Source organism: Stutzerimonas stutzeri (assembly GCF_013522825.1).
Lineage (GTDB): Bacteria > Pseudomonadota > Gammaproteobacteria > Pseudomonadales > Pseudomonadaceae > Stutzerimonas > Stutzerimonas stutzeri_AK.
Genome location: NZ_JAAMQZ010000014.1, coordinates 36322 through 55955 on the forward strand (window position 1 = coordinate 36322; position 19634 = coordinate 55955).

Annotated in this window: 22 protein-coding genes; 11 read left to right on the forward strand and 11 right to left on the reverse strand. The window is 60.9% G+C overall.

The features are described 5' to 3' along the window. Position 1 precedes the first annotated feature (1 nt). The 3 genes from G7020_RS10720 to G7020_RS10730 are packed head-to-tail and all read left to right on the forward strand — an operon-like array spanning position 2 to position 2837. A complete protein-coding gene (locus tag G7020_RS10720; protein WP_014852838.1) occupies positions 2-1045 on the forward strand; it encodes a FecCD family ABC transporter permease in 1044 nt (347 codons plus the stop codon). After that, the gene (locus G7020_RS10725) at positions 1045-1896 is read left to right on the forward strand and encodes an ABC transporter ATP-binding protein (RefSeq protein ID WP_181084219.1); all 852 of its coding nucleotides are present in this window, start codon (positions 1045-1047) and stop codon (positions 1894-1896) included. Before G7020_RS10720 ends, G7020_RS10725 begins: the two co-directional genes overlap by 1 nt. Next, on the forward strand, positions 1893-2837 hold the full coding sequence (locus G7020_RS10730) for an iron-siderophore ABC transporter substrate-binding protein (protein WP_181084221.1): 945 nt from the start codon (positions 1893-1895) through the stop codon (positions 2835-2837). Before G7020_RS10725 ends, G7020_RS10730 begins: the two co-directional genes overlap by 4 nt. A gap of 74 nt (positions 2838-2911) precedes the next feature. Here G7020_RS10730 and G7020_RS10735 read toward each other — a convergent pair whose 3' ends face one another. Then, the gene (locus tag G7020_RS10735; protein ID WP_181084223.1) at positions 2912-3742 is read right to left on the reverse strand and encodes an undecaprenyl-diphosphate phosphatase; all 831 of its coding nucleotides are present in this window, start codon (positions 3740-3742) and stop codon (positions 2912-2914) included. A gap of 275 nt (positions 3743-4017) precedes the next feature. Between G7020_RS10735 and G7020_RS10740 the strand changes: the two genes are divergently transcribed. Next, positions 4018-5652, forward strand: a complete 1635-nt coding sequence (locus G7020_RS10740) for a methyl-accepting chemotaxis protein (RefSeq protein WP_181084225.1) — start codon at positions 4018-4020, stop codon at positions 5650-5652. Between the two features lie 136 nt (positions 5653-5788). On the opposite strand, the gene G7020_RS10745 is transcribed toward G7020_RS10740, so the two are convergent. Next, a complete protein-coding gene (locus G7020_RS10745) occupies positions 5789-6238 on the reverse strand; it encodes a MerR family transcriptional regulator (protein ID WP_181084226.1) in 450 nt (149 codons plus the stop codon). A 102-nt stretch (positions 6239-6340) separates the two neighbouring features. Here G7020_RS10745 and G7020_RS10750 point away from each other — a divergent pair, with 102 nt between their 5' ends. Further along, positions 6341-7279, forward strand: coding sequence for an SDR family oxidoreductase (locus G7020_RS10750; RefSeq protein WP_181084227.1), 939 nt, complete (start codon positions 6341-6343; stop codon positions 7277-7279). A 17-nt stretch (positions 7280-7296) separates the two neighbouring features. Here the strand turns inward: G7020_RS10750 and G7020_RS10755 are convergent, their stop codons facing one another. Genes G7020_RS10755 through G7020_RS10765 form a run of 3 tightly spaced genes read right to left on the reverse strand, consistent with a single transcriptional unit; the run spans position 7297 to position 10837 of the window. Continuing rightward, positions 7297-8364: a saccharopine dehydrogenase family protein gene (locus G7020_RS10755; RefSeq protein ID WP_219852646.1), complete on the reverse strand. Its 1068-nt coding sequence runs from the start codon at positions 8362-8364 to the stop codon at positions 7297-7299. Further along, positions 8361-9833, reverse strand: a complete 1473-nt coding sequence (locus G7020_RS10760; RefSeq protein WP_181084228.1) for a coniferyl aldehyde dehydrogenase — start codon at positions 9831-9833, stop codon at positions 8361-8363. Before G7020_RS10760 ends, G7020_RS10755 begins: the two co-directional genes overlap by 4 nt. Before the next feature lie 26 nt (positions 9834-9859). Then, a complete protein-coding gene (locus tag G7020_RS10765) occupies positions 9860-10837 on the reverse strand; it encodes an acetoacetate decarboxylase (ADC) (RefSeq protein WP_258189306.1) in 978 nt (325 codons plus the stop codon). A gap of 417 nt (positions 10838-11254) precedes the next feature. Between G7020_RS10765 and G7020_RS10770 the strand changes: the two genes are divergently transcribed. The 5 genes from G7020_RS10770 to G7020_RS10790 all read left to right on the forward strand — a co-directional run bounded on the left by G7020_RS10770 (position 11255) and on the right by G7020_RS10790 (position 14111). Beyond that, entirely contained in the window at positions 11255-11524 is a 270-nt protein-coding gene (locus G7020_RS10770) for a hypothetical protein (RefSeq protein ID WP_181084229.1), read from the forward strand. Between the two features lie 131 nt (positions 11525-11655). After that, positions 11656-11937: a hypothetical protein gene (locus tag G7020_RS10775; RefSeq protein WP_181084231.1), complete on the forward strand. Its 282-nt coding sequence runs from the start codon at positions 11656-11658 to the stop codon at positions 11935-11937. 67 nt (positions 11938-12004) lie between these two features. After that, the gene (locus G7020_RS10780; RefSeq protein ID WP_181084233.1) at positions 12005-12697 is read left to right on the forward strand and encodes a DUF421 domain-containing protein; all 693 of its coding nucleotides are present in this window, start codon (positions 12005-12007) and stop codon (positions 12695-12697) included. Positions 12698-12775: 78 nt separating this feature from the next. Then, positions 12776-12940 (forward strand): hypothetical protein, encoded by a 165-nt coding sequence (locus G7020_RS10785; protein WP_181084235.1) that lies wholly within the window; start codon positions 12776-12778, stop codon positions 12938-12940. A gap of 61 nt (positions 12941-13001) precedes the next feature. Then, positions 13002-14111, forward strand: coding sequence for a DNA topoisomerase IB (locus G7020_RS10790; RefSeq protein WP_181084237.1), 1110 nt, complete (start codon positions 13002-13004; stop codon positions 14109-14111). 41 nt (positions 14112-14152) lie between these two features. Here G7020_RS10790 and G7020_RS10795 read toward each other — a convergent pair whose 3' ends face one another. The 6 genes from G7020_RS10795 to G7020_RS10820 form a co-directional block, all read right to left on the reverse strand. After that, the gene (locus G7020_RS10795) at positions 14153-15115 is read right to left on the reverse strand and encodes a sensor domain-containing diguanylate cyclase (RefSeq protein ID WP_181084239.1); all 963 of its coding nucleotides are present in this window, start codon (positions 15113-15115) and stop codon (positions 14153-14155) included. Between the two features lie 2 nt (positions 15116-15117). Further along, positions 15118-16101: a response regulator gene (locus tag G7020_RS10800; RefSeq protein WP_181084241.1), complete on the reverse strand. Its 984-nt coding sequence runs from the start codon at positions 16099-16101 to the stop codon at positions 15118-15120. A gap of 141 nt (positions 16102-16242) precedes the next feature. Next, a complete protein-coding gene (gene nfuA, locus G7020_RS10805) occupies positions 16243-16827 on the reverse strand; it encodes a Fe-S biogenesis protein NfuA (RefSeq protein ID WP_181084243.1) in 585 nt (194 codons plus the stop codon). Between the two features lie 91 nt (positions 16828-16918). Then, entirely contained in the window at positions 16919-17437 is a 519-nt protein-coding gene (locus tag G7020_RS10810) for a cytochrome b (RefSeq protein ID WP_181084245.1), read from the reverse strand. A gap of 32 nt (positions 17438-17469) precedes the next feature. After that, positions 17470-17766 (reverse strand): DUF2218 domain-containing protein, encoded by a 297-nt coding sequence (locus G7020_RS10815; protein ID WP_181084247.1) that lies wholly within the window; start codon positions 17764-17766, stop codon positions 17470-17472. 3 nt (positions 17767-17769) lie between these two features. Further along, entirely contained in the window at positions 17770-18612 is an 843-nt protein-coding gene (locus G7020_RS10820) for a DODA-type extradiol aromatic ring-opening family dioxygenase (protein ID WP_258189307.1), read from the reverse strand. A 102-nt stretch (positions 18613-18714) separates the two neighbouring features. Here G7020_RS10820 and G7020_RS10825 point away from each other — a divergent pair, with 102 nt between their 5' ends. Next, entirely contained in the window at positions 18715-19626 is a 912-nt protein-coding gene (locus G7020_RS10825; RefSeq protein ID WP_181084249.1) for a LysR family transcriptional regulator, read from the forward strand. Positions 19627-19634 lie beyond the last annotated feature (8 nt).

Genomic DNA, 19634 nt, shown 5'->3' on the forward strand with positions numbered 1-19634 from the left:
CATGGCGACCGTTACCCCAACCGGCGTCTGGACCTTGCGTCTGGGCGCGATGAGCCTGTTGTTGCATCGCCGCAACTGGCTGATGTTCGCCCTCTTGTCTGTGGTGCTTGCGCTGCTGGTGGTGCTGGCGATCAGCCTGGGCTCGGGCAACATGGGCGTGCGCGACGTGCTCGCCACCCTCGCTGGCAACGGCAGCAAGCTGCACGAGATCATGGTGTTCAAGATCCGTATGCCGCGGGTCGCGGCGGCCATCGTGGCGGGCTTCGCCATGGGCATGGCCGGCTGCCTGATCCAGACCCTGGTGCGCAACCGCCTGGCCACCCCGGACATGATCGGCGTGAACGAGGGCGCGTCACTGGCGGTGGTCGGCTTCGCCCTGTACCTGACGCTGGGCAGCTGGCCCTGGTGGGCCTCCCCGCTGGGTGCGCTGCTGGCGGCAGCCGCGCTCTTCACGCTGTGCCGCCGGCCCGGCGAGCAAGGCTACCTGTTCATCATCATCGGCATTGCGCTCTCCGAGCTGCTCGGCGCCCTCGGCGATTTCGCCATGGCCACCCAGCCGTTGACCCACCTGGGCAACATCTACCTCTGGACCATGGGCCACTTCGCCGGAGTCAGCTACCAGACGGTCAATCCCATCGTGCTGGTGCTGCTGGTGCTCTGCCCCGTGATGGTGTTGCTCAACCGCCCGCTGGCACTGTTGCGCTTCGGCGATGCCACGGCGCGAAACCTTGGCGTACGGGTGCCGCTGGTACAGCTCGGTGTGCTCGGCCTGGCCATCGTGGTCGCCTCACTGGGTACGGCCATCGGCGGGCCGGTGGTGTTCATCGCCATGGCCGCACCGATCCTCGCGTCCTGGCTGGCGCGCGGCAATCTCGCACCCATCTGGCTGTCGGCGCTGTGCGGTGCGGTGCTGCTGCTGGGCAGCGACACCCTGGTGAGGGTGCTCGCCCAGCCCGAGGAAATTCCCACCGGCATCATGACCCGGCTGCTGGGCGGCATTCTGCTGCTCGGCCTGCTGGTCAAGGACAGACGAGGAGCTGACTGATGACTGCCTTGCACGCTCGGAATCTGCATTTTGCCTATCAGGACAAGGTCATCCTGCGGGATATCACCTTCTCGCTGCCCAAGGGCCGGCTGATCGGCATCGTCGGCCCCAACGGCAGCGGCAAGTCCACGCTGCTCAAGCTGCTGGCGCGCCAACTCCCGCTGCAAGGCGGAGAGGTGGACATCCAAGGGCAGTCGCTGTCGAGCTATTCGATGAAGAGCCTGGCCCGACAACTGGCCTTTCTGCCCCAGCGTCCAGTGATGGTCGAAGGCATTCGCGTCGAACAACTGGTGCAGTACGGGCGCCATCCGCACCAAGGCTGGTTCAACCAGTGGAGCGACGAAGACGCGCGGCAGGTGGCCCGCGCGCGGGTGGCCATGCAGCTCGATGCCATCTGGCGGCGCCAGGCCTCATCGCTCTCCGGCGGCCAGGCGCAGCGTGCGTGGCTGGGCATGATCCTGGCGCAGAACACCGACCTGATCCTGCTCGACGAGCCTACCAGCGCGCTGGATATCGGCCACCAGGCCGAGGTGATGGAGGCCGTGCACCGGATCACCCAGGAAGGCCGCACGGTGCTCATCGTCATCCATGACCTGGGTATCGCGGCGCGTTATTGCGACGAGCTGATCGCCCTCGCCGATGGCCAGATCCAGGCCATGGGGCCGGCACGCCAGGTCATGACCAAACATCTGGTGGATCGCCTCTACGACACCGACGTGGACATCCTGCCTGCGCCCGGTGACGGCGCGCCGGTGATCGTTCCAAGGCGCCGGTCGCTGGCGGCTGCCACGTCGGCCAATACCCGCACCGCACAGGTGCCCGAATTCGTTCAAGAGGATGCAACGCAATGATCGACAGGAACCTACGAAACCTCGCCGCGACACTGCTGAGCGGCCTGCTGGCACTGCCAGTACTCGCGGACACCCGGCAGGTGGAAGACGCCTTGGGCAACCCGGTGACCGTTCCGGCCGAACCGCAGCGAGTCATCACCCTCAGTGAAAGCGACCTCGACAGCGCGCTGGCCCTCGGTGTGGCGCCGGTCGGCACCGTCAATGGTCGTGGTCAGGCCGCGCCTCCCCGCTATCTCGAAGACAAGATGCCCGCCGGCATCAAGGTGGTCGGCGATCTCGACAACCCCAACCTGGAAACCCTGCTGGAACTGCAGCCCGACCTGATCCTCACCGGCCCGGTGAAACCGGAGCAGCTGGCGATCCTCAACGAGATCGCCCCTACCGTCGTCACCTACAACTGGGGAAGCCCTTGGCAGGAGAGTTTCCAGCGCACCGCCCACATCCTGAACCAGGATGCCCAGGCCAGGACCTTCATCGAAGGCTACGAAGCACGTACCGTCGAGGCGCGTGAGCGCCTGAAGGATCACCAGGGGGAGACCTTCAGCATCGCGCGCTGGAATCCCAAGGGGCCGTCCTACATGTTCAAGGAGTCCTTCGCCAGCACCATCGTCGAAGATGTCGGCCTGCGCCGCCCGGCCCACCAACAGGATGCCGGCCACACGCACTCCATGGCGCTGAGCCTGGAATCGCTGCAGCTGCTCGACGCCGACTGGCTGGTGATCGGCACCCTCGCGACCAGCGGCGAGGCCGTCGAGGCCATGCGTCAGGCCGAGGAAACCCCTGCTTTCCGGCAACTGACAGCCATCCAGGCCAAACGCTTCGGCCCCGTGGACGGCTCGCTCTGGACCTCCACCGGCGGACCGCTGGCCGCGATGCAGGTGATCGAAGATATCGAAGCCATCGTTGGCAAGGCGGATGCCGAGCCGGTGGCGAAGGACTGATCGATCCCGGCAACCCCAGACACCGGGTTGCCGACTCCGACTCAGATACTCTTGCCCTGAATTGGCTCCAGCCATCAACCCGTAGCGGTGCTCCAGTCGATCAGGCTGAATTGCCAGGTCGCCAGGATAAAGAGCCCAAAAGCGATTCGGTACCAGGCGAATGCCGCATAGCTGTGGTTACCGATGAATTTCAGCAAGGCGCGCACGGCCAGCATGGCGAAGATGAAGGAGACGACGAAGCCGATGGCGAATACCGGAAAATCACCTGGCTGGAACAGGTCCCGGTATTTGTAGCCCGAATACACTGCCGCACCGACCATGGTCGGCATGGCGAGAAAAAAGGAAAACTCGGTCGCCGCCTTGCGCGACAGGCCGAACAGCAGCCCGCCAATGATGGTCGCGCCGGAGCGCGAGGTTCCGGGAATCAGGGCCAGGCACTGGGCAAAGCCCACCTTCAGCGCATGGCTCCAGCGCATGTCATCGACGGTTTCGGCCTGGATGCGATGCGGGCGCTTCTCCGCCCAGAGCATGACCACGCCACCGATGACCAACGCAGTGGCAACGGTAATCGGATTGAACAGGTATTCGTGGATCAGATCGGCAAACGCCACACCCAGCACCACAGCCGGCATGAACGCGACCAGCAGATTGCCCGTGAATTTCTGTGCCTGCCTTTCCTTCGGCAATCCGGTTACCACATCAAAAATCTTGCGCCGGTACTCCCAGACAACGGCCAGGATTGCGCCCAGCTGAATGATGATATTGAAAGCCAGCGCCCGCTCACCACCGAAACCAATCAGATCGGCAACGATGATCTGGTGCCCGGTACTGGAAATTGGAAGAAACTCGGTAATGCCCTCTACCACCCCTAAAATCAATGCCTGAAAGGCAAGCCAAAGATCCATCCAATCCCCATCAGCAGTGCAGCCACCGCATTTGAATATGCAACAAAGGTATATGCCAGATAGCCAGCTCGGCGCTGTTCTGACTCACCGCGGACAAGTAAATTCACCGCCGCTGCGGTGTCATCCTCATTTTTTCAGGCGCGATGCCGAAACACTATTCACAAGCCTATGAAAATCAGGCATCGCCACCCGCTGACTGGGGCAGGATGCCACACGCCAAGGAATACCGGCGTACGGATAATAATGATCAAGCCTCGACAGGAGCTCACAAGCCAATGAATATGCTGCGAAATTTTCCGATCAGTAAACGTCTTTGGCTGATTCCGCTGGTATCTGTTGCCATGCTCTTCTTCCTCGGCCTGTTGATGATGCAGCAGGTACGCACCGACCTGTACAAGGGCAAACAGGTCATGACTCAGAATATCGTCGAAACGTCTCTGGGCATCCTCAGCCACTACCAGCAACTTGAAGCGAGCGGCGCCATGACTACAGCCGCCGCCCAGAAGGCGGCAATGGAGCAGGTAAAGGTGCTGCGCTATGGCCAGGATGACTACTTCTGGATCAACGATATGGGTCCAACGATGCTGATGCATCCCATGCGACCAGAGCTCGATGGCCAGGATCTGTCCAAAAGCAAGGACCCGAACGGCAAGGAGCTGTTCAACGAGATGGTCAAGGTGGCACGCTTGCAGGGCGCTGGACTGGTGGATTACGAATGGGCCAAACCCGGCGAGAAGAATCCCGTACCGAAAATTTCCTATGTTCAACTGTTCAAGCCCTGGGGCTGGATCATCGGCTCGGGCATTTATGTGGACGACGTGGAAAAGGAATTCCAGGGCTACCTGGTACGCTTCTCGCTGATCGGCTTGGCTATCGCAACGCTGTTGGCAGTCATGGTTGCCATTCTTATCCGCAGCATTACGCAGCCGCTGAGGCATTCGATGCAGGCCATGGCCAATATCGCCAGCGGCGAGGCTGACCTGACGCGCGAACTCGATGTCTCCGGCAACGATGAGCTGACCGCCCTGAGCCGCGATTTCAATGCCTTCAGCCGCAAGCTGCGCAAGCTGATCGGCCAGCTATCGGATACCGCCAGCTCGCTGGATCAGTCATCCGGCACACTGGAGAAACTTGCCGAGCAGACGCACCAGCAAAGCCAGCAGCAGCTTCAGCAAATGGAGCTGGTTGCCACTGCCGTCAACGAGGTGACCTACGCGGTGCAGGAAGTGGCGAAAAACGCCGAGCATGCCTCCAATGAGGTTGGTGAAGCGGATAAACAGGCGGGGCTTGGTCAGCAGAACATCGAAGCCAGCCTGCAACAGATCGACCAGCTTTCCAGCACCATCAGCCAGGCCGTCAACGTTATTCAATCATTGGCGGATGAAACCACCAAGATAGGCTCGGTTCTGGAAGTCATCGGCTCGATCGCGGACCAGACCAACCTGCTGGCACTCAATGCGGCCATCGAGGCGGCGCGCGCCGGTGAGCAGGGCCGTGGATTCGCTGTCGTGGCGGACGAAGTACGACTGCTGGCACAGCGCACTCAGCAATCGACGGCTGAGATCCATACGATGATCGAGCGGCTGCAAAAGAATTCCGGTGCTGCCGTCAACGTCATCATGGAAAGCAATCGCGCCACCCAGGCCACCGTCGAACAGGCCAGCCAGGCGGGCGAGAGCCTTGGTCAGATTGCCCAGGCGCTACGCAATCTTTCAGGGCTCAATGCCTCGATTGCCAGTGCCACACTGCAGCAGACTCATGTGGTCGAAGACATCAACCAGAACGTGACCCAGGCCGCCGGCCTTGCTCACGAAAGCACCAGCGCCGCGCAGCAATCGAGCATTGCCGGCAAGCAGCTGGGCGAGCTGGCAGAACAGCTGAACCGGCTGCTCAGGCAGTTCAAGGTCTAGTCATAGCGGCGCGCATAGCTCCCGCAACCCAGGAGCTATGCGCAACGCTGATGAAGGCTTACTTCCAAGACGCACCAAGCCCGGCACGCGTTGCCGGCAAGGAAGCGATAGCACATACGCACTCCAGAGAATGCTTCTAACGGCGACGGGCCTTTGGGTTGGAGGCCGGACCGCTGACCGTTTCTACCAACTGCATTTCAGACAGCACACGCCGGGCATTGGCGGCGCAATCCATGTCCTGCGGCTTGGCTTCGATCTGCTGCATAAGCTCAACCAGTTGGGCCTTGCTTTGCGTGAGCTGTGCCTGCAGCGCCTCGATGTCCTGTACCTTGCGACGCAACGTGTCGAGTAGGGTGCCATGTTCCCAGCTGACAAGATCACTGGGCAGCAGCGCCCGCAACTCGTCCAGACTGAAGCCCGCACGCTGTCCGGCTGCAATCAGCTTGAGCGCCAATACCGCATCGTCGTGGTAGCTGCGGTAACCGTTGGCCTGACGCTCGACCGCCTTGAGCAGGCCGATGCGTTCGTAGAAGCGAATGCGCGAAGGCGCCAGGCCGGTGCGTTCTGCAAGTTCTCCAATCTTCATGATCGAGGGGCTCCGAGAGACATAAAGCTTTACGTTAAATCTTGGTTCAAGGTTAGTCTTCCAACCATCACGCCACAAGTTGCGATTCAAAAGGTGGACGCCATGCAGACGATATTGGGGGCCAATGGCCAGATCGCCATGGAGCTGGCGCGAGAGCTACAGCGCAAATACACGAACGATGTGCGGCTCGTAAGCCGCAATCCGCGCAAGGTCAACGACACCGATAGCCTGACGCCCGCCAACCTGCTCGATGCGAAGCAGACCCTGGAGGCGGTCAAGGGCAGCAGCATCGTTTACTTCACGGCCGGCCTGCCGCCGGACACGGAATTGTGGGAAGCGCAGTTCCCCACGATGCTGAAGAACGCCCTGGCCGCCTGTCGTGCGGAGGGCGCGAGCTTCGCCTATTTCGACAATACCTACATGTATGCGCAGGATGCACGGTTGCTGACGGAGGAAACACCCTTTGCCCCGGTTGGCCGCAAGGGCAAGGTGCGAGCAGCCATGGCGTCCATGGTGCTTGAAGAGATGGCGCGGGGAGAGATCCCCGTCCTCATTGGCCGAGCACCTGAGTTCTACGGCCCGGGCAAGACGCAGAGCTTCACCAATGCGCTGGTCATCGAAAAACTCCAGGCCGGCAAGACGCCGCGCGTGCCGGTACGTGACGACACGCGCCGCACGCTCATCTGGACACCCGATGCGAGCCGGGCGCTGGCAGCCCTGGGCAATGCACCCGATACGTTCGGCCAGACCTGGCACCTGCCGTGCTGCGACGACCAGCCAACGTACAAGGAGTTCGTCGCGATGGCCAGCAAGGTCTTCGAACGGGAACCATCCTATACCATCATCAGCAAGTGGGCGCTGACCACAGTCGGGTTTTTCTCGAAGCCGGTGCGCGAGATCAGGGAACTGCTGCCCCGCTATGAACAGGACAACCTCTTCGATTCCACGAAATTCAAGCGTCGCTTCCCCGAGTTTCAGGTGACTACCTATCGGGAGGGGCTGGAGCTGATCCGCCGGACTGACGGGGGCAGATCATCGTGATGCTGCCCCGCGGAAACCTAAACAATCTGCAGCGGCCCTGAGCCAGGCAACCGCCCTATCAGATCAGCGCCTACCAGCCTGGCCGGCGTGTACGCGCCGCCAGCGGGTTGGGTGGTCATCAGGTGTTCCACCACGGCCAGTGAGCCGTTTACAGTCAGGCTATAGCCATTATCGGTACGGATGCGTGCGGTCTTCTTCTGCCCACGTGCATTGATGGCCTCGCCCCAGACGAAAGTGGGCATCTGCGCGCGCTGCTCTTCGCTGGGCCCCCTCACCGTCCTGGCTATGCGCGCCTTGATCATCTTCTGTACCCACGACAGGCCGAGGATCGGCCGGACATAGTTGGCACGTCGGGCGCTGGCGATCATGCGCGGCGACCCTGGAATGAACACCTGAACGTTCGGAATACCCGTGGTGTGGTAAGCGGTGGATACGTCCCCCCAGGGGATCGTCATCGCCTCCTTCTCACCGTCACCAAAGTCGAGGGAGCGAACCTCGTAGGCCAGCGGTACGGTGATGATCTTGCCGTCACGACGAACCTTGCCTCCTTGCGCCAGGCCCTCGACAGAGGTCTTGGCGGTGCCGGGCGAGAAACCCGAGCGCGAATCGAAACCCAGCGCGAGGTGCGTCGCATCCGGCAGCGCCTGTTTCAGCGCAGCGGCAACGCAGTCGGTGGGAATGACATCGAAGCCCACGCCAGGACAGAGTACGACACCCGCGTCCTGCGCGCGGGCATTGAGCGACTGCGCCAACTCGAACACAGCGATCTCGCCGGTGATGTCCAGATAATGCGCGCGGCCCCGAAGACAAGCCTCCATCATCGGCGCAGCCGTCGCCGAGAACGGACCGGCGCAATTCAGCACCAGCGCCTGGCCTTCAATCTGCCCGGTCAGTGCTACCACGTCATCGAGATCGAAAGCACGTGCTTCCAGTCCCAGGGCGCACGCCAGCACCTCGACACTGTCGCGCCTGCGGCCCGCCAGCACTGGCTTGAGCCCGCGCCGTGCCGCTTCACGGGCGATCAGCTCCCCGGTATAGCCGTTGGCGCCATAGATCATCCACTGCCTAGCATTGTGCTCACTCATTGCATCGTTCCTGTTCGGGTGGTGGTTTTCCGATCTCCCTGATGGTGCTTCCCCGGTTTCCCCAGCGTGAGCGAGACCGCCATATCGGCGAGTTTGCCGAAAGGCGCATGCAGCAGGCTGGTCAGGTTCCAGCGGCCCTGCACGAAGACGCCCTTGGCATGGCTCATCGCACGGAAGCCCTCGATACCATGGTAGGCCCCCATGCCGCTCGGCCCGACGCCGCCGAAAGGCAAGTCATCCTGCGCCACATGCATCAAGGTGTTGTTGATGCCCACATTGCCGGAGGTGGTGCGCGCCAGCAGCCGAGCACAATCGCGGCCTTCGGCGCCGAAGTAGTAGAGCGCGAGCGGGCGCGGTCGTGCGTTCACATAGGCGATGACTTCATCGAGGGCGCGGTAGGTACGCACCGGCAAGACGGGGCCGAAGATTTCCTCCTGCATGAGGGGCGCTTCGTCGCCTGGATTGACCACGAGCGTTGGCACCAGGGCGCGCTCGCGTCCTGGTATGTGCGAGGGAAGCTCTCCCACTTCGATCACGCGGACGCCGTTGCGGCGCGCATCATCGACGAGCCCACGCAGCCGATCGTAGTGATGATCGCTGACGATGGTCGTGTAGTCGCGGCTGGCGGGACCCTCCGGGTAGAAGCGCTGCACCGTGGCGGTATATCGGGCAATGAAGGCATCCAGCTCGTCCTTATGCACCATGGCATAATCCGGCGCCACGCAGGTCTGACCGGCGTTGGACAGCTTACCGTACACCAGGCTCTGCACCGTGCGCTCGTTGACGTGGCCGCGCGCCACGATGGCGGGACTCTTGCCGCCCAGTTCCAGGGTCACGGGCACCAGGTTGTCGCTCGCTGCCCGCATCACCTTGCGGCCCACCTGCGTGCTGCCCGTGAACAGCAGGTGATCGAACGGCAATGCGCTGAACGCGGCCCCCACTTCCGGGCCGCCCAGCACCATGGCCACCTCCTCCTCCGCGAACGCCTCGGCCAGCATGCCCCGCAGCGCCTCGCTGGTACGTGGAGTCAGCTCCGAAGGCTTGAGCAGCGCACGGTTGCCTGCGGCCAACGCGGTGGCCAACGGCACCAGCGTGAGGGAGATGGGGTAGTTCCACGGCGACATCACCCCCACCACACCCAGCGGTTGGTATTCGACGTAGGCACGCGCGGAGCAGTAGAAGACATGCACATGGCGGCGCTCGCGCGTCATGAAGCGACGCAAATGGCTGGAAAGATAATCGATGGCCTGGATGACGCAGCCCAGCTCCATGATGTCGGTCTCATGCAGCGAGCGATTGCCGAAGTCGGCACTGACTGCATCCTTGAGCGCTTCGCGGTGTGCGAGTACGGCGGCCCGCAACCGCGCGAGCCGCGCCTTGCGCGCGGCCAGGTTCGGCGGACCTTCGTGGAGAAATGCTCGGCGCTGCCGGTCCAGCAGGCCGGCCATGCGGGTGCTGTCTTCAATCATGCGGTCTCCCGATTCCTGGACGGCTGTCACTGCTGGGCGGTCTTGAGCGGCTTGGGCGCGTACAGTGCCGCCTGGAAGTCGGGTACGTACTCGTACTTGACCATTTTCCCCAGCTTCAGCGATTCGACGAAGCGCGAGAGGCTGCCCTCCGTCAGCGTCAGCTTCACGGCGTCCTTGCTGGACGTGCTGGCATGGCGTAACTGACGGGAGGTGCTGTAGCCGGTGGTCAGTCGCCCTTGCTGGTCGATGTTCGTGAAGCGGGTCGTCACCAGGTTTTCCTTGCTGGAGGAAACGTCGAGCCGTTTCGTCTCCAGCGTCACGTCCAACTGCTGGGTTTCGCTGTCATAGATTTCTACGACGACGTTGCGCTCGTCCTCGCGATAGTCGATGCGCGTCAGCCACTTGGGCAGGTTGTAGCCGACCACGCCGCGTACCTCGGCCAGTTCGGTATCGACAGGCAGCTTCAGCACGTAGCCCCAGAAGTCGTCGGAAAATGACTGGCCCATCAACGAGAGCGGCCCCCAGTTCGTGGAACCCGGCTTGCTGGTGACGACGGACAGGCCGATTTCGTTGTAACTGTCGTTGTCGCAGTAGTGGTAGGCGTAGGCCGTCAGCGCGACCACACCTCGACCCGGCCAGATCTGCAGCGGCTGCACCTGCTCCAGAACTTCGGGTGGCATCAGTTCCCGCAGCCGTGCCAGGTCGGCGGTGAAGATGGCCGTCACCCGGCTGTTTTCGTAATAGAAGTTCGGCGAATAGCTTTCAAAGCCGATATCGACCTTTTCCTTGGCGATTCCCTTGAACCAGCTCAGGTCAGTACCCGGCGCCTCGGCGGCAATGGTGGACAGCGGCGGGTTGGAACGGAAGCGGTCATACAGGCCGCCTTTCACCACAGGTACATCATACTCAGCGATCTTGATGACGGTGGTTTCAGACGCCTGCGCGAATGTGGCAGCGGCCAGCAGGCATGCGCTGAAGAGGGGGGCAAGAGAAGTGCTTTTCATGGCGTTGCCTCAACGTTGGAGAGGAGATCGCCGCAGAGCATAAGTTTTAAGTTAACTTCAATGTCAACCACCTTGACCGCTCCTGCCCGGCGGCGCATCGCACCTCGATGCATCGCATCAAGGAGAGCGCCTCAGCAGGCAGTGGCATTTTTCATTGCATGCTGATTTCCAGCGAAGCAGCGTGCTGAGGAAGCATTGAGTTCTTTCAGATCAATGGGTTACAAATCTTTCAAAGCTCCTGCCTCGGCCTCCAAAAATCTCATACCTTTGGCTAATTGAAAAAATATTCTCCATTTCTAAATTTCGATGTGACTTAGTGGTCCTCTGATTACATCAATGCTATGTAAGTCCAGCGACGGCAGCCCGACGCCTGGACAACTTCGTTTTCCGGGTATCACACAGAGAGACATTTGCCCCATGAACAACCCCCTTCGCTTCAATGACGCTCTTTTGATCACTGACCGCGCCTTCAAGCCATTCCATTGCGTAGCCTGGACGCTGCTCGAAGGCAACGGCGAGCTCAGCATCACCGTCGTCGATGACAGCGAGTCCCGCACCCTGGGCCACTGCAAGCTGTCCAGCAGCGTCTATTCCGATCCGGTCAAGCTCGGGCAGACCCTGGAGCAGGCGCGCGCCGACCTGAGCCGTCAGGGCGCCCACCTCGCCCCATGGCAGATGCCTGAATAAGCTCACGAATACACCCAAGGCCCGGCTGCGCAAGCGCCGGGCTTTTTTGTTTCGATCGCACCTCCCCCCTGCAACTGATCCATTCTTGCGTTTCATGGTCCCACCTGTAACAGGACAAACAGGAGCGATCTATGAAAGGCGCCGAGGCCTACGTCAACGACCAGTGGCAGAGCAGCGGTCTGGCAGACCTGCCGGAAGGTCCCGACAAGCATTGCATTACCCTGAAATTCATCATTCCTCGGGACGCCCAGTTCACGGGGCTGCTCACGCACGTCTGCGAAGTCGCTCGAAAAAAACTGAGCGAGCACTATCCGGGCCGCCGGGTGACACACAAACCCGTGATTGGCTCGGTGGTCGGGGATGGCAGTGGCGATGGCATCGACCTGATCTTCGAGGTGGCCCCTAAGCAGTAGTTGATCCTCTGCTCCGAGCCGTCGCTATTTCCGCTCAAGCAAAAGATCTTTCACGGAAGTGACCGACATGATCCCCTTCGACTGGCAACGCATGTGGCTGAACGATTTCCCGCTGCTGTTCGTCGCCGAGGTCGCGTTGCGCGCGCTCTTCGCCTACGTGGCGGTATTCATCTTCCTGAAAGTCAGTGGACGCCGTGGCATCCGGCAGCTGTCGCTGTTCGAACTGGTGGTGATTCTCACCCTGGGCTCGGCGGCAGGTGACGTCTCCTTCAATGAGGATGAGCCGCTGCTGCCCATCGTCACGGTGTTCGTCACGCTATTGCTGCTCTATCGTCTGACAATGCTGGCGATGGAGCATAACTCCCGGTTTGAGAACTGGATGGAGGGCAAGCCGATCACCATCATCAAGGACGGCCTGTACGAGCTCAATAGCCTGAACCAATTGAACATTTCATCCGAGGAATTTTTCATGGAGCTGCGCCAGCAAGGCGTCGAGCATCTGGGGCAGGTACGCCTGGGTATCGTGGAGACCGACGGCGATATCAGCCTCTTTTTCACTGAATCCGAAGCGGTACGGCCAGGACTCTCGGTGCTGCCGGACGAGCACCGCCCGGTTTACCGGGAAGTCCCGGCCAGCGCCATCTATGCCTGTACCAGCTGCGGCTTTACCCACAGCCTCGACAACCAGCAGCACGCTACCTGCCCACGCTGCCGAAACGAGAAATGGAGCCTGGCGCTGAGCACACAGCGCACGCACTGATAGGCGGGACGAACCGACGCCGCTCGTACCTGTCCTTACAACAGACAAGGCTTCCTCAGCGAACTGGAGATTGCACCCATGATAGGCGATTACGCATCGATAAATGACCATCTGGAAACCGCGCGCAAACATGCCGACCATGCCGAAACCAGCGCAGACCCTGCCCTTTATCGCGAAGCCATCGATGAGCTGGTCGCCGCGATCAGGCTGCTGATGCGCAACAGTGAGGAGCAGGAGAGCTGAGCCAAACACGGCATGCGCTCACTACTGACGCGCTGAATACCGAAGGCGTGGAGGCGTAAGCATGCTTCTCTTACAGGACGACCTACGCGCTGCGCCTCCCAGCCAGATTCTTTCTTCCGAGTCTGGAGATGCCGCAAGTTCAGCGTCATGTCCGACCCTTCCTTCCGACCTCAGCTACGTTGATGATGGCGAGGCCGGTATCAGCCGCAAGCTTCTGCGCGGCAAATTCGCTTACTTTCTGCCGAGCGGAAAACGTATCCGCAACCCTGACGAAATTCAGCGAATCAACAAGCTGGCGATCCCTCCGGCTTATAAGGACGTGTGGATCTGCCCGGACCCGCAAGGCCATCTGCAGGCCACCGGACGCGATGCTCGCGGACGCAAACAATATCGTTACCACCCCCGCTGGCGTGAAATCCGCGACAGCAACAAGTACGAGCGCATGCTCGAATTCGGCCAGGCACTGCCACGCCTGCGCAGCCGCCTCGAAAAGCATTTGGTGCTTCCCGGCCTGCCGCGCGAGAAGGTCATGGCGTTGGTGGTGATGCTGCTCGAATCGACGCTGATTCGCATCGGCAATCCACGGTATGCGCGCACCAACCACTCCTACGGCCTGACCACCCTGCGCACCCGGCATGTGGACATTCAGGGCACCTCGATCCGCTTCCAGTTTCGTGGCAAAAGCGGTGTGGAGCACAAAGTCACTCTGCGTGATCGACGCCTGGCCAGGCTCATGCGCCGCTGCATGGAGCTGCCGGGCCAGCAGCTGTTCCAGTATCTGGACGAAGATGGCCAGCGGCGGACCGTCAGTTCCAATGACGTAAATCTGTACCTGCGTGAAATGACCGGACGCGATTTCACCGCCAAGGATTACCGCACCTGGGCCGGCAGCGCGCTGGCATTGGAACGGTTACGCCAGCTGGAGTGCTTACCCGAAACGATAGCGAAGAAGAATCTGGTCGAAACGATCAAGCAGGTCGCCCGCCAGTTGGGCAATACCCCCGCCGTTTGCCGCCAGTGCTACATCCATCCCGCGATTCTGCATGCCTTCAGCGAAGGCGCATTGAGCAATCTGCGCGCCGCACGCAAGCGTAAATGGCTGAGCGCAGAGGAAGCTGCATTGCTGAAATTTCTCCAGAAAAGCGTAGCCCCCGCTCAACAGGCCGTGTGAAAACTACTGCGCTCGGTCATGCTGCGTTTTCACACGGCCTGTCAAGCCTGAGTTTGATGCAGCGTCACGCGATTGCGTCCGGCGGTTTTGGATGCGTACAGCGCCGAGTCGGCCCACTTGATGAGTTGTGCATGGTCACTGGAAGGCTGGCCGAGGTCGGCGATGCCCAGGCTGATGGTGAAACGAATGCTGTGGCTCTCATGCCGCACTTCGTAGCCTTCGATGGACTGGCGCAGCCGCTCGGCGAACACAAGCGCGCCCTGACTGTCGGTATCGGGCAGCAACACCACGAACTCTTCGCCACCGTAGCGCCCCGCCACATCGGAGTCCCGAATGTTCTGCCGGATCAGGTTGGCGGTGTGCTGAATCACCCTGTCGCCAATCTGGTGACCGTAGGTATCGTTGATTTGCTTGAAGTGATCGATATCGCACATCACCAGCGCCGAGTTGATGGCGTAACGACGATGCCGGGCATAGTCCTGGCGCAGCATTTCCTCCCAGTGACCGCGATTGAACAGACCGGTCAGGCGATCCGTACTGGATAGCCGCTGCAACTCCTCGTTCGCGGCCTGCAACTGATGCCGGTTGGTCGCTACATCGGTCACATCGTAGATGATCAGGCAAACCTGCCCGATCGCGCCGCTGATGCTCTTCAAGGGCAGCAGCGTGGTGTTCTGGTACATGAACTCCTCCAGCCCGGTGATAGGCTGGTAGTTCTTAAAGCGCAGCAGATAGGGGCGCTGCTCCCAGACGGTAAAGGATGGCGTTCCCAGGGCCACGACATTCTCGACCTTGCGCCGGAACCACTGTTCGTCGACCTCGGGAAACAGCTCGAAGAAGGATTTTTGTCGAGCTTCGTCCGGAAGGTAACCGGAACGGTTCTCCATGAAGGTGTTCCAGACATCCACCCGGTAGTCACGGTCCAGTACCACGACGCCAACATCGATATTCTGGACAATTGCCAGTAACCAATGGAGTTCGCTCAATTCGATCGAGTCGGTCATGCTCAGCTCATCAGGTAGGCGAGTTTACGGGACAGTAGCTCAACCGAATCTTCGGTGAACAGCAGCAACAGATCGAAGTGAATATCGTGCCCCTCGACGCTGTAGCTGATTTCCACCGCCAGCGTACTCTTCCAGCGCTGCCGGTTGAGACGAATCAGCTCGGTGATGGAGGCGTGCTGGCCCAGCACCTGTGGATGGCCCTGGGAAAACACCACGTCGATCTGTTCGGCAATGCCACTGAGACAGGCACTGATCAGCAGGCTCGACAGGTCGAGCAGCATTTCCAGTTCACGATATTCGGCGGTGCGCATCAGGCGGGCCATCTCGGATACTTCCGAATCGTGGAAGATCAACAGCGCCTCGCCGGCAATGCCGCCACCAATATACCCCTGGCAAACTGCCGTGAGTCTGTCGCTCTGGGCCGCATCGGCAAGGGCCATGTGCAGCTCGCCAACTTCGAGGATGTTCACGTTCGGCACGGGCAGTTGCACGAACACACCGAGCACTTTGGCCAATAGCGCCGCAGCCCGCCCCATCGCGATATTCACGACTTCACGAAAGGCATCGCGAAACCCCACCTCGCCTGCTTCTCGCATACCGAGCATCGACAGGTCGCCGCCCATCAACCCCAGACCTGCCAGAGTTTGCTGCAAATGCACGGGATCGGCGGGTTTGCGGATAAAGGCCAGCGCACCGAGATCCAGCACACGGCGTACCGCTTCTTCCTGGATATCCGCCGACACCACGATGACCTTGCAACCAATCGAGTCCGCACGCAGCTCGGCCAGCACCTGGTAGCCGTCTATGTCGGGCATGGTGAGATCGAGCAGAACGACATCGATGCCGCCCTGCCGAATCCGAGCCAGGGCCTCTCGCCCACCAGCCGCCTGATGAATCTCCAGTGGCCAGGCAGCCGGTAGCGCACGCAGTAATTGCTTGCGCGCCAGGTTCGAATCATCGCAAATCAACAGGGAAACGGAAGACATGCAGCACTCGCTTTTCGCTTTCCAGATTGCCGAATCCGGACAGCTTATCTCAGCAAACGAGCGCTGTGGTGGTGACGTCACGAAATAGTGGCATTTTGCCAAGAAACTATCGAAATGGGCCGCAATGGCGGCCCCTCTTCATCAATAGTAGGCATTTTCCCGATTGGTATGGTCTGTCACGTCACGAACGCCCTTGAGCTCGGGAATTCGTGCCAGCAGGGTCTTCTCGATCCCTTCCTTGAGCGTCACATCCGCCTGGCCGCAGCCTTGGCAACCGCCACCGAACTGCAATACCGCAATTCCCTCGTCGACCACATCGATCAGCGTCACCTGTCCGCCATGACTGGCCAGGCCGGGGTTGATTTCAGTCTGCAGGTAATAGTTGATGCGTTCGTTCATCGGGCTGTCTTCATTGACCATGGGCACCTTGGCGTTGGGCGCCTTGATGGTCAGCTGCCCGCCCATGCGATCAGTGGCGTAATCGACCAGCGCATCTTCCAGAAATGGCTCGCTGGTGCCATCGATCCAGGCGGTAAAGCTTTTCAGGCCAAGGGCAATGTCATCGGGCTTTTCCTCTCCCGGCTTGCAATAGGCAATGCAGGTTTCCGCATAGGGCGTGCCCGGCTGAGTGATAAAAACCCGAATGCCGATGCCCTTGGTGTTCTGCTTTTCCAGCAGATCGGCCAGATAATCGTGTGCAGCGTCGGTAATGGTAATGGCGCTCATGGGAACTCCTCTCAGACATGGGCGCAGTGTACGCCAACCACTGCGCCGGATAAAGTCCTAGTGTTTTGGTCGGATAAACCCACAAGCCATCTTAGAGCATCCGCCGCAGCACATCGTCACCCTTGAAATGATGCAGGAAGGCCATGCCCGTATGGCCGATTACCAGCAGCAGCGTGATCCAGGCCACTGGCGAATGCAGGCTGCCCAGGCTCGCCGCCCATCCGATTTCCGGTCCTTTGGCTGCCAGCTGCACGCCGAATACGGTCAGGCCATAGCCATTGCCGAGCATGGTCAACACGCCGGTGATCGGCATCAACGCCATGCCTAGATACAACGCCAAGTGCCCCGCCTTGACCAAGAAGGCCGTCGCCGGATCATGCTTCGGGCGTTGCTTGAGCTGGCTCGATGCCCAGACGATCCGCACGACCACCAGCACCAACAACAGCGCACCGATGGATACATGCCAGGGCACCAGGGTCTGACCGACCCAGTGTTCGCCGTCACTGATGCGATCAAAGAACTTCAGGAACTGCCAGAGAATCAGTCCGCCCATGAGCCAGTGCAGCCATTTACTGACGCTTCCGTAGCGCTCTTTCGAGTCATTGATCATTTTATGTGCTCCTTTCGTTCATTCGGAATTCATCAGTGCCAATCGAAGCTGAGGGTTTCCCCGGTGGCCATACGCTGCAGATGATCGGTGACCACCTGTTGCAATTGCTGCAGCTGCTCGGGGTCTTCAGCCTGCAGGGAGACGTTCAGCCCCGTTTCGACCACACGAAGCCGGCAATCGCCGATGCTCAGCTGGATCTCACCCTCGCGCTCGTCATGGCGCACCGGAAACTTGTGGCCCCAGTGCTTGCAGAGCCGGTTGATCAGCCGCGAGGGGTTTTCGGTTGCAACCGTGGCGACGGCCTTCTTGCCGGATAGATTAATGTGCATTTTTCAAACTCCTCGGTTGCTGCCGAACCCGAAGGCCGACAATGTGGTTTCCATGACGCGGTCGCTGAACAGCCTGCGCCCGCTCGAATCGTTGGCCGCCCCGACTACCAGCATCAACGGCAGCAGGTGCTCCTCGCCACCCTCGGGGTGACATAACCTTGCCGAAGGCGCTTGTTCCCAGTCCGCCAGCGCCGCTTCGCGCTGCTGCGCCGGGGCCTCGATCACGCTGCCCAGCCAGGCATCGAACTCGTCCGAAATCGGCCCGAAGCGGGCGTCGCCATAGCCGCGCATATTGTGAAAGCTCATGCCGCTGCCGACGATCAGCACGCCTTCATCCCGCAGCCCGGCCAGCGCCCGGCCCGCTTCGAGCAGTACACGGGGATCGAGATCCTTGCGCAGCGATAACTGAACGACCGGGATTTGCGCATCGGGAAACATCAGCTTCAGTGGAATGAACATGCCGTGGTCGTAACCACGCGCCTCGTCCCGGCACGCATCGAGCCCGGCTGCACTCAGTAGCTCGACGATGCGCGAGGCCAGTTCGGGATGGCCCGGCGCCGGATAGCGCAGTTCATAGGTATGCGCCGGGAACCCGTAGTAATCGTAGATCAGCCCCGGCTGCGCGGCGCCGGTGACACGGAATTCGGATTCCAGCCAGTGCGCCGAAACCAGCAGGATCGCCTTCGGCTTTTCCGGCAGGCTCGCAGCCACACCCTTGAGGAAGCGGGCGGTGGCGTCCCAGGCATGGGATGGATGCCAGTCCATGAAGAAACATGGCCCGGCGCCATGGGGTACGAACAGTGTCGGCATACGGTTACCGTTCGCTAAAAGGTTGGGCGTTCGCATGGAGAAGGCCTCCTGAAAGAATATGGGGCCAGCATGAATTAACATGCATGACATTAGAACCGACCAAAAACCACTAACAGTTATCATCAAGAGTAGGAACTGATGCTCGACCGCATCACCAGCATGCGTGTGTTCGTGCGTGCGACCAGCGCCGGCAGCCTCTCCGCCGCGGCTCGCCATCAGGGCATGTCGCCGGCCATGGCGACCAAGCACGTCGATGCCCTGGAGGCGCGCCTGGGTGTCAAGCTGTTTCACCGCAGCACACGCCGATTGACGCTGACCGAAGCCGGCAACCGCTATCTGGAAGCCTGCCAGCGGATTCTGTCCGACATCGACGAAACCGAAGCCGGCATCGCTTCGCAACGCATCGAGGCCAGCGGCCTGCTGCGCCTCAACGTGCCACTGACCTTCGGCATTCATTACATCGCGCCGCTGCTGTTCGAGTTCAGCCACCGGCATCCGGCGGTAAAGGTGGAGCTGGGCCTGACCGACAGCCAGGTCGACCTGATCGACGGCGGCTGGGACATGGCGGTGCGCATCGGGCGCATCGGTGACAGTTCGCTGCAAGCGCGCAAGCTCGGCGACGTTCCTCTGGTGCTGTGTGCCGCCCCCGCCTATCTCGATGCCCGAGGGGTACCACGCCGGGTCGCCGATCTGGCGCAGCACAATTGCCTGACCTACAGCCTGTCCACGAGCACCAACGCTCACGAATGGGTATTCGGTCGCAACGGGGATATTCGCATCAAGGTCGATGGCGACCTGGTGGCCAATAACGGCGAAGCGCTGCTTGCTGCCGCGGTGCAGGGCCAGGGCCTGATCTACCAGCCGCTGTTCATCGCCGTGGAGGCGGTGCGCCGTGGCGAGCTGGTGGTCCTGGAGCTGGACCATCCGACGCTGACCATCGACGGCATCTACATCCTCTACCCACCGGACCGACGCCCGCCGGCAAAGGTGCGTGTGATGATCGACTTTCTTGCCCAAGCGTTTGGCAGCACTCAGCCCTGGGGTCTATAGCGACGAAA

Coding starts and splice junctions, on each gene's coding strand:
- G7020_RS10720 (WP_014852838.1), top strand. CDS start 2: ATGGCGACCGTTACCCCAACCGGCGTCTGGACCTTGCGTCTGGGCGCG.
- G7020_RS10725 (WP_181084219.1), top strand. CDS start 1,045: ATGACTGCCTTGCACGCTCGGAATCTGCATTTTGCCTATCAGGACAAG.
- G7020_RS10730 (WP_181084221.1), top strand. CDS start 1,893: ATGATCGACAGGAACCTACGAAACCTCGCCGCGACACTGCTGAGCGGC.
- G7020_RS10735 (WP_181084223.1), bottom strand. CDS start 3,742: ATGGATCTTTGGCTTGCCTTTCAGGCATTGATTTTAGGGGTGGTAGAG.
- G7020_RS10740 (WP_181084225.1), top strand. CDS start 4,018: ATGAATATGCTGCGAAATTTTCCGATCAGTAAACGTCTTTGGCTGATT.
- G7020_RS10745 (WP_181084226.1), bottom strand. CDS start 6,238: ATGAAGATTGGAGAACTTGCAGAACGCACCGGCCTGGCGCCTTCGCGC.
- G7020_RS10750 (WP_181084227.1), top strand. CDS start 6,341: ATGCAGACGATATTGGGGGCCAATGGCCAGATCGCCATGGAGCTGGCG.
- G7020_RS10755 (WP_219852646.1), bottom strand. CDS start 8,364: ATGAGTGAGCACAATGCTAGGCAGTGGATGATCTATGGCGCCAACGGC.
- G7020_RS10760 (WP_181084228.1), bottom strand. CDS start 9,833: ATGATTGAAGACAGCACCCGCATGGCCGGCCTGCTGGACCGGCAGCGC.
- G7020_RS10765 (WP_258189306.1), bottom strand. CDS start 10,837: ATGAAAAGCACTTCTCTTGCCCCCCTCTTCAGCGCATGCCTGCTGGCC.
- G7020_RS10770 (WP_181084229.1), top strand. CDS start 11,255: ATGAACAACCCCCTTCGCTTCAATGACGCTCTTTTGATCACTGACCGC.
- G7020_RS10775 (WP_181084231.1), top strand. CDS start 11,656: ATGAAAGGCGCCGAGGCCTACGTCAACGACCAGTGGCAGAGCAGCGGT.
- G7020_RS10780 (WP_181084233.1), top strand. CDS start 12,005: ATGATCCCCTTCGACTGGCAACGCATGTGGCTGAACGATTTCCCGCTG.
- G7020_RS10785 (WP_181084235.1), top strand. CDS start 12,776: ATGATAGGCGATTACGCATCGATAAATGACCATCTGGAAACCGCGCGC.
- G7020_RS10790 (WP_181084237.1), top strand. CDS start 13,002: ATGCTTCTCTTACAGGACGACCTACGCGCTGCGCCTCCCAGCCAGATT.
- G7020_RS10795 (WP_181084239.1), bottom strand. CDS start 15,115: ATGACCGACTCGATCGAATTGAGCGAACTCCATTGGTTACTGGCAATT.
- G7020_RS10800 (WP_181084241.1), bottom strand. CDS start 16,101: ATGTCTTCCGTTTCCCTGTTGATTTGCGATGATTCGAACCTGGCGCGC.
- nfuA (WP_181084243.1), bottom strand. CDS start 16,827: ATGAGCGCCATTACCATTACCGACGCTGCACACGATTATCTGGCCGAT.
- G7020_RS10810 (WP_181084245.1), bottom strand. CDS start 17,437: ATGATCAATGACTCGAAAGAGCGCTACGGAAGCGTCAGTAAATGGCTG.
- G7020_RS10815 (WP_181084247.1), bottom strand. CDS start 17,766: ATGCACATTAATCTATCCGGCAAGAAGGCCGTCGCCACGGTTGCAACC.
- G7020_RS10820 (WP_258189307.1), bottom strand. CDS start 18,612: ATGCGAACGCCCAACCTTTTAGCGAACGGTAACCGTATGCCGACACTG.
- G7020_RS10825 (WP_181084249.1), top strand. CDS start 18,715: ATGCTCGACCGCATCACCAGCATGCGTGTGTTCGTGCGTGCGACCAGC.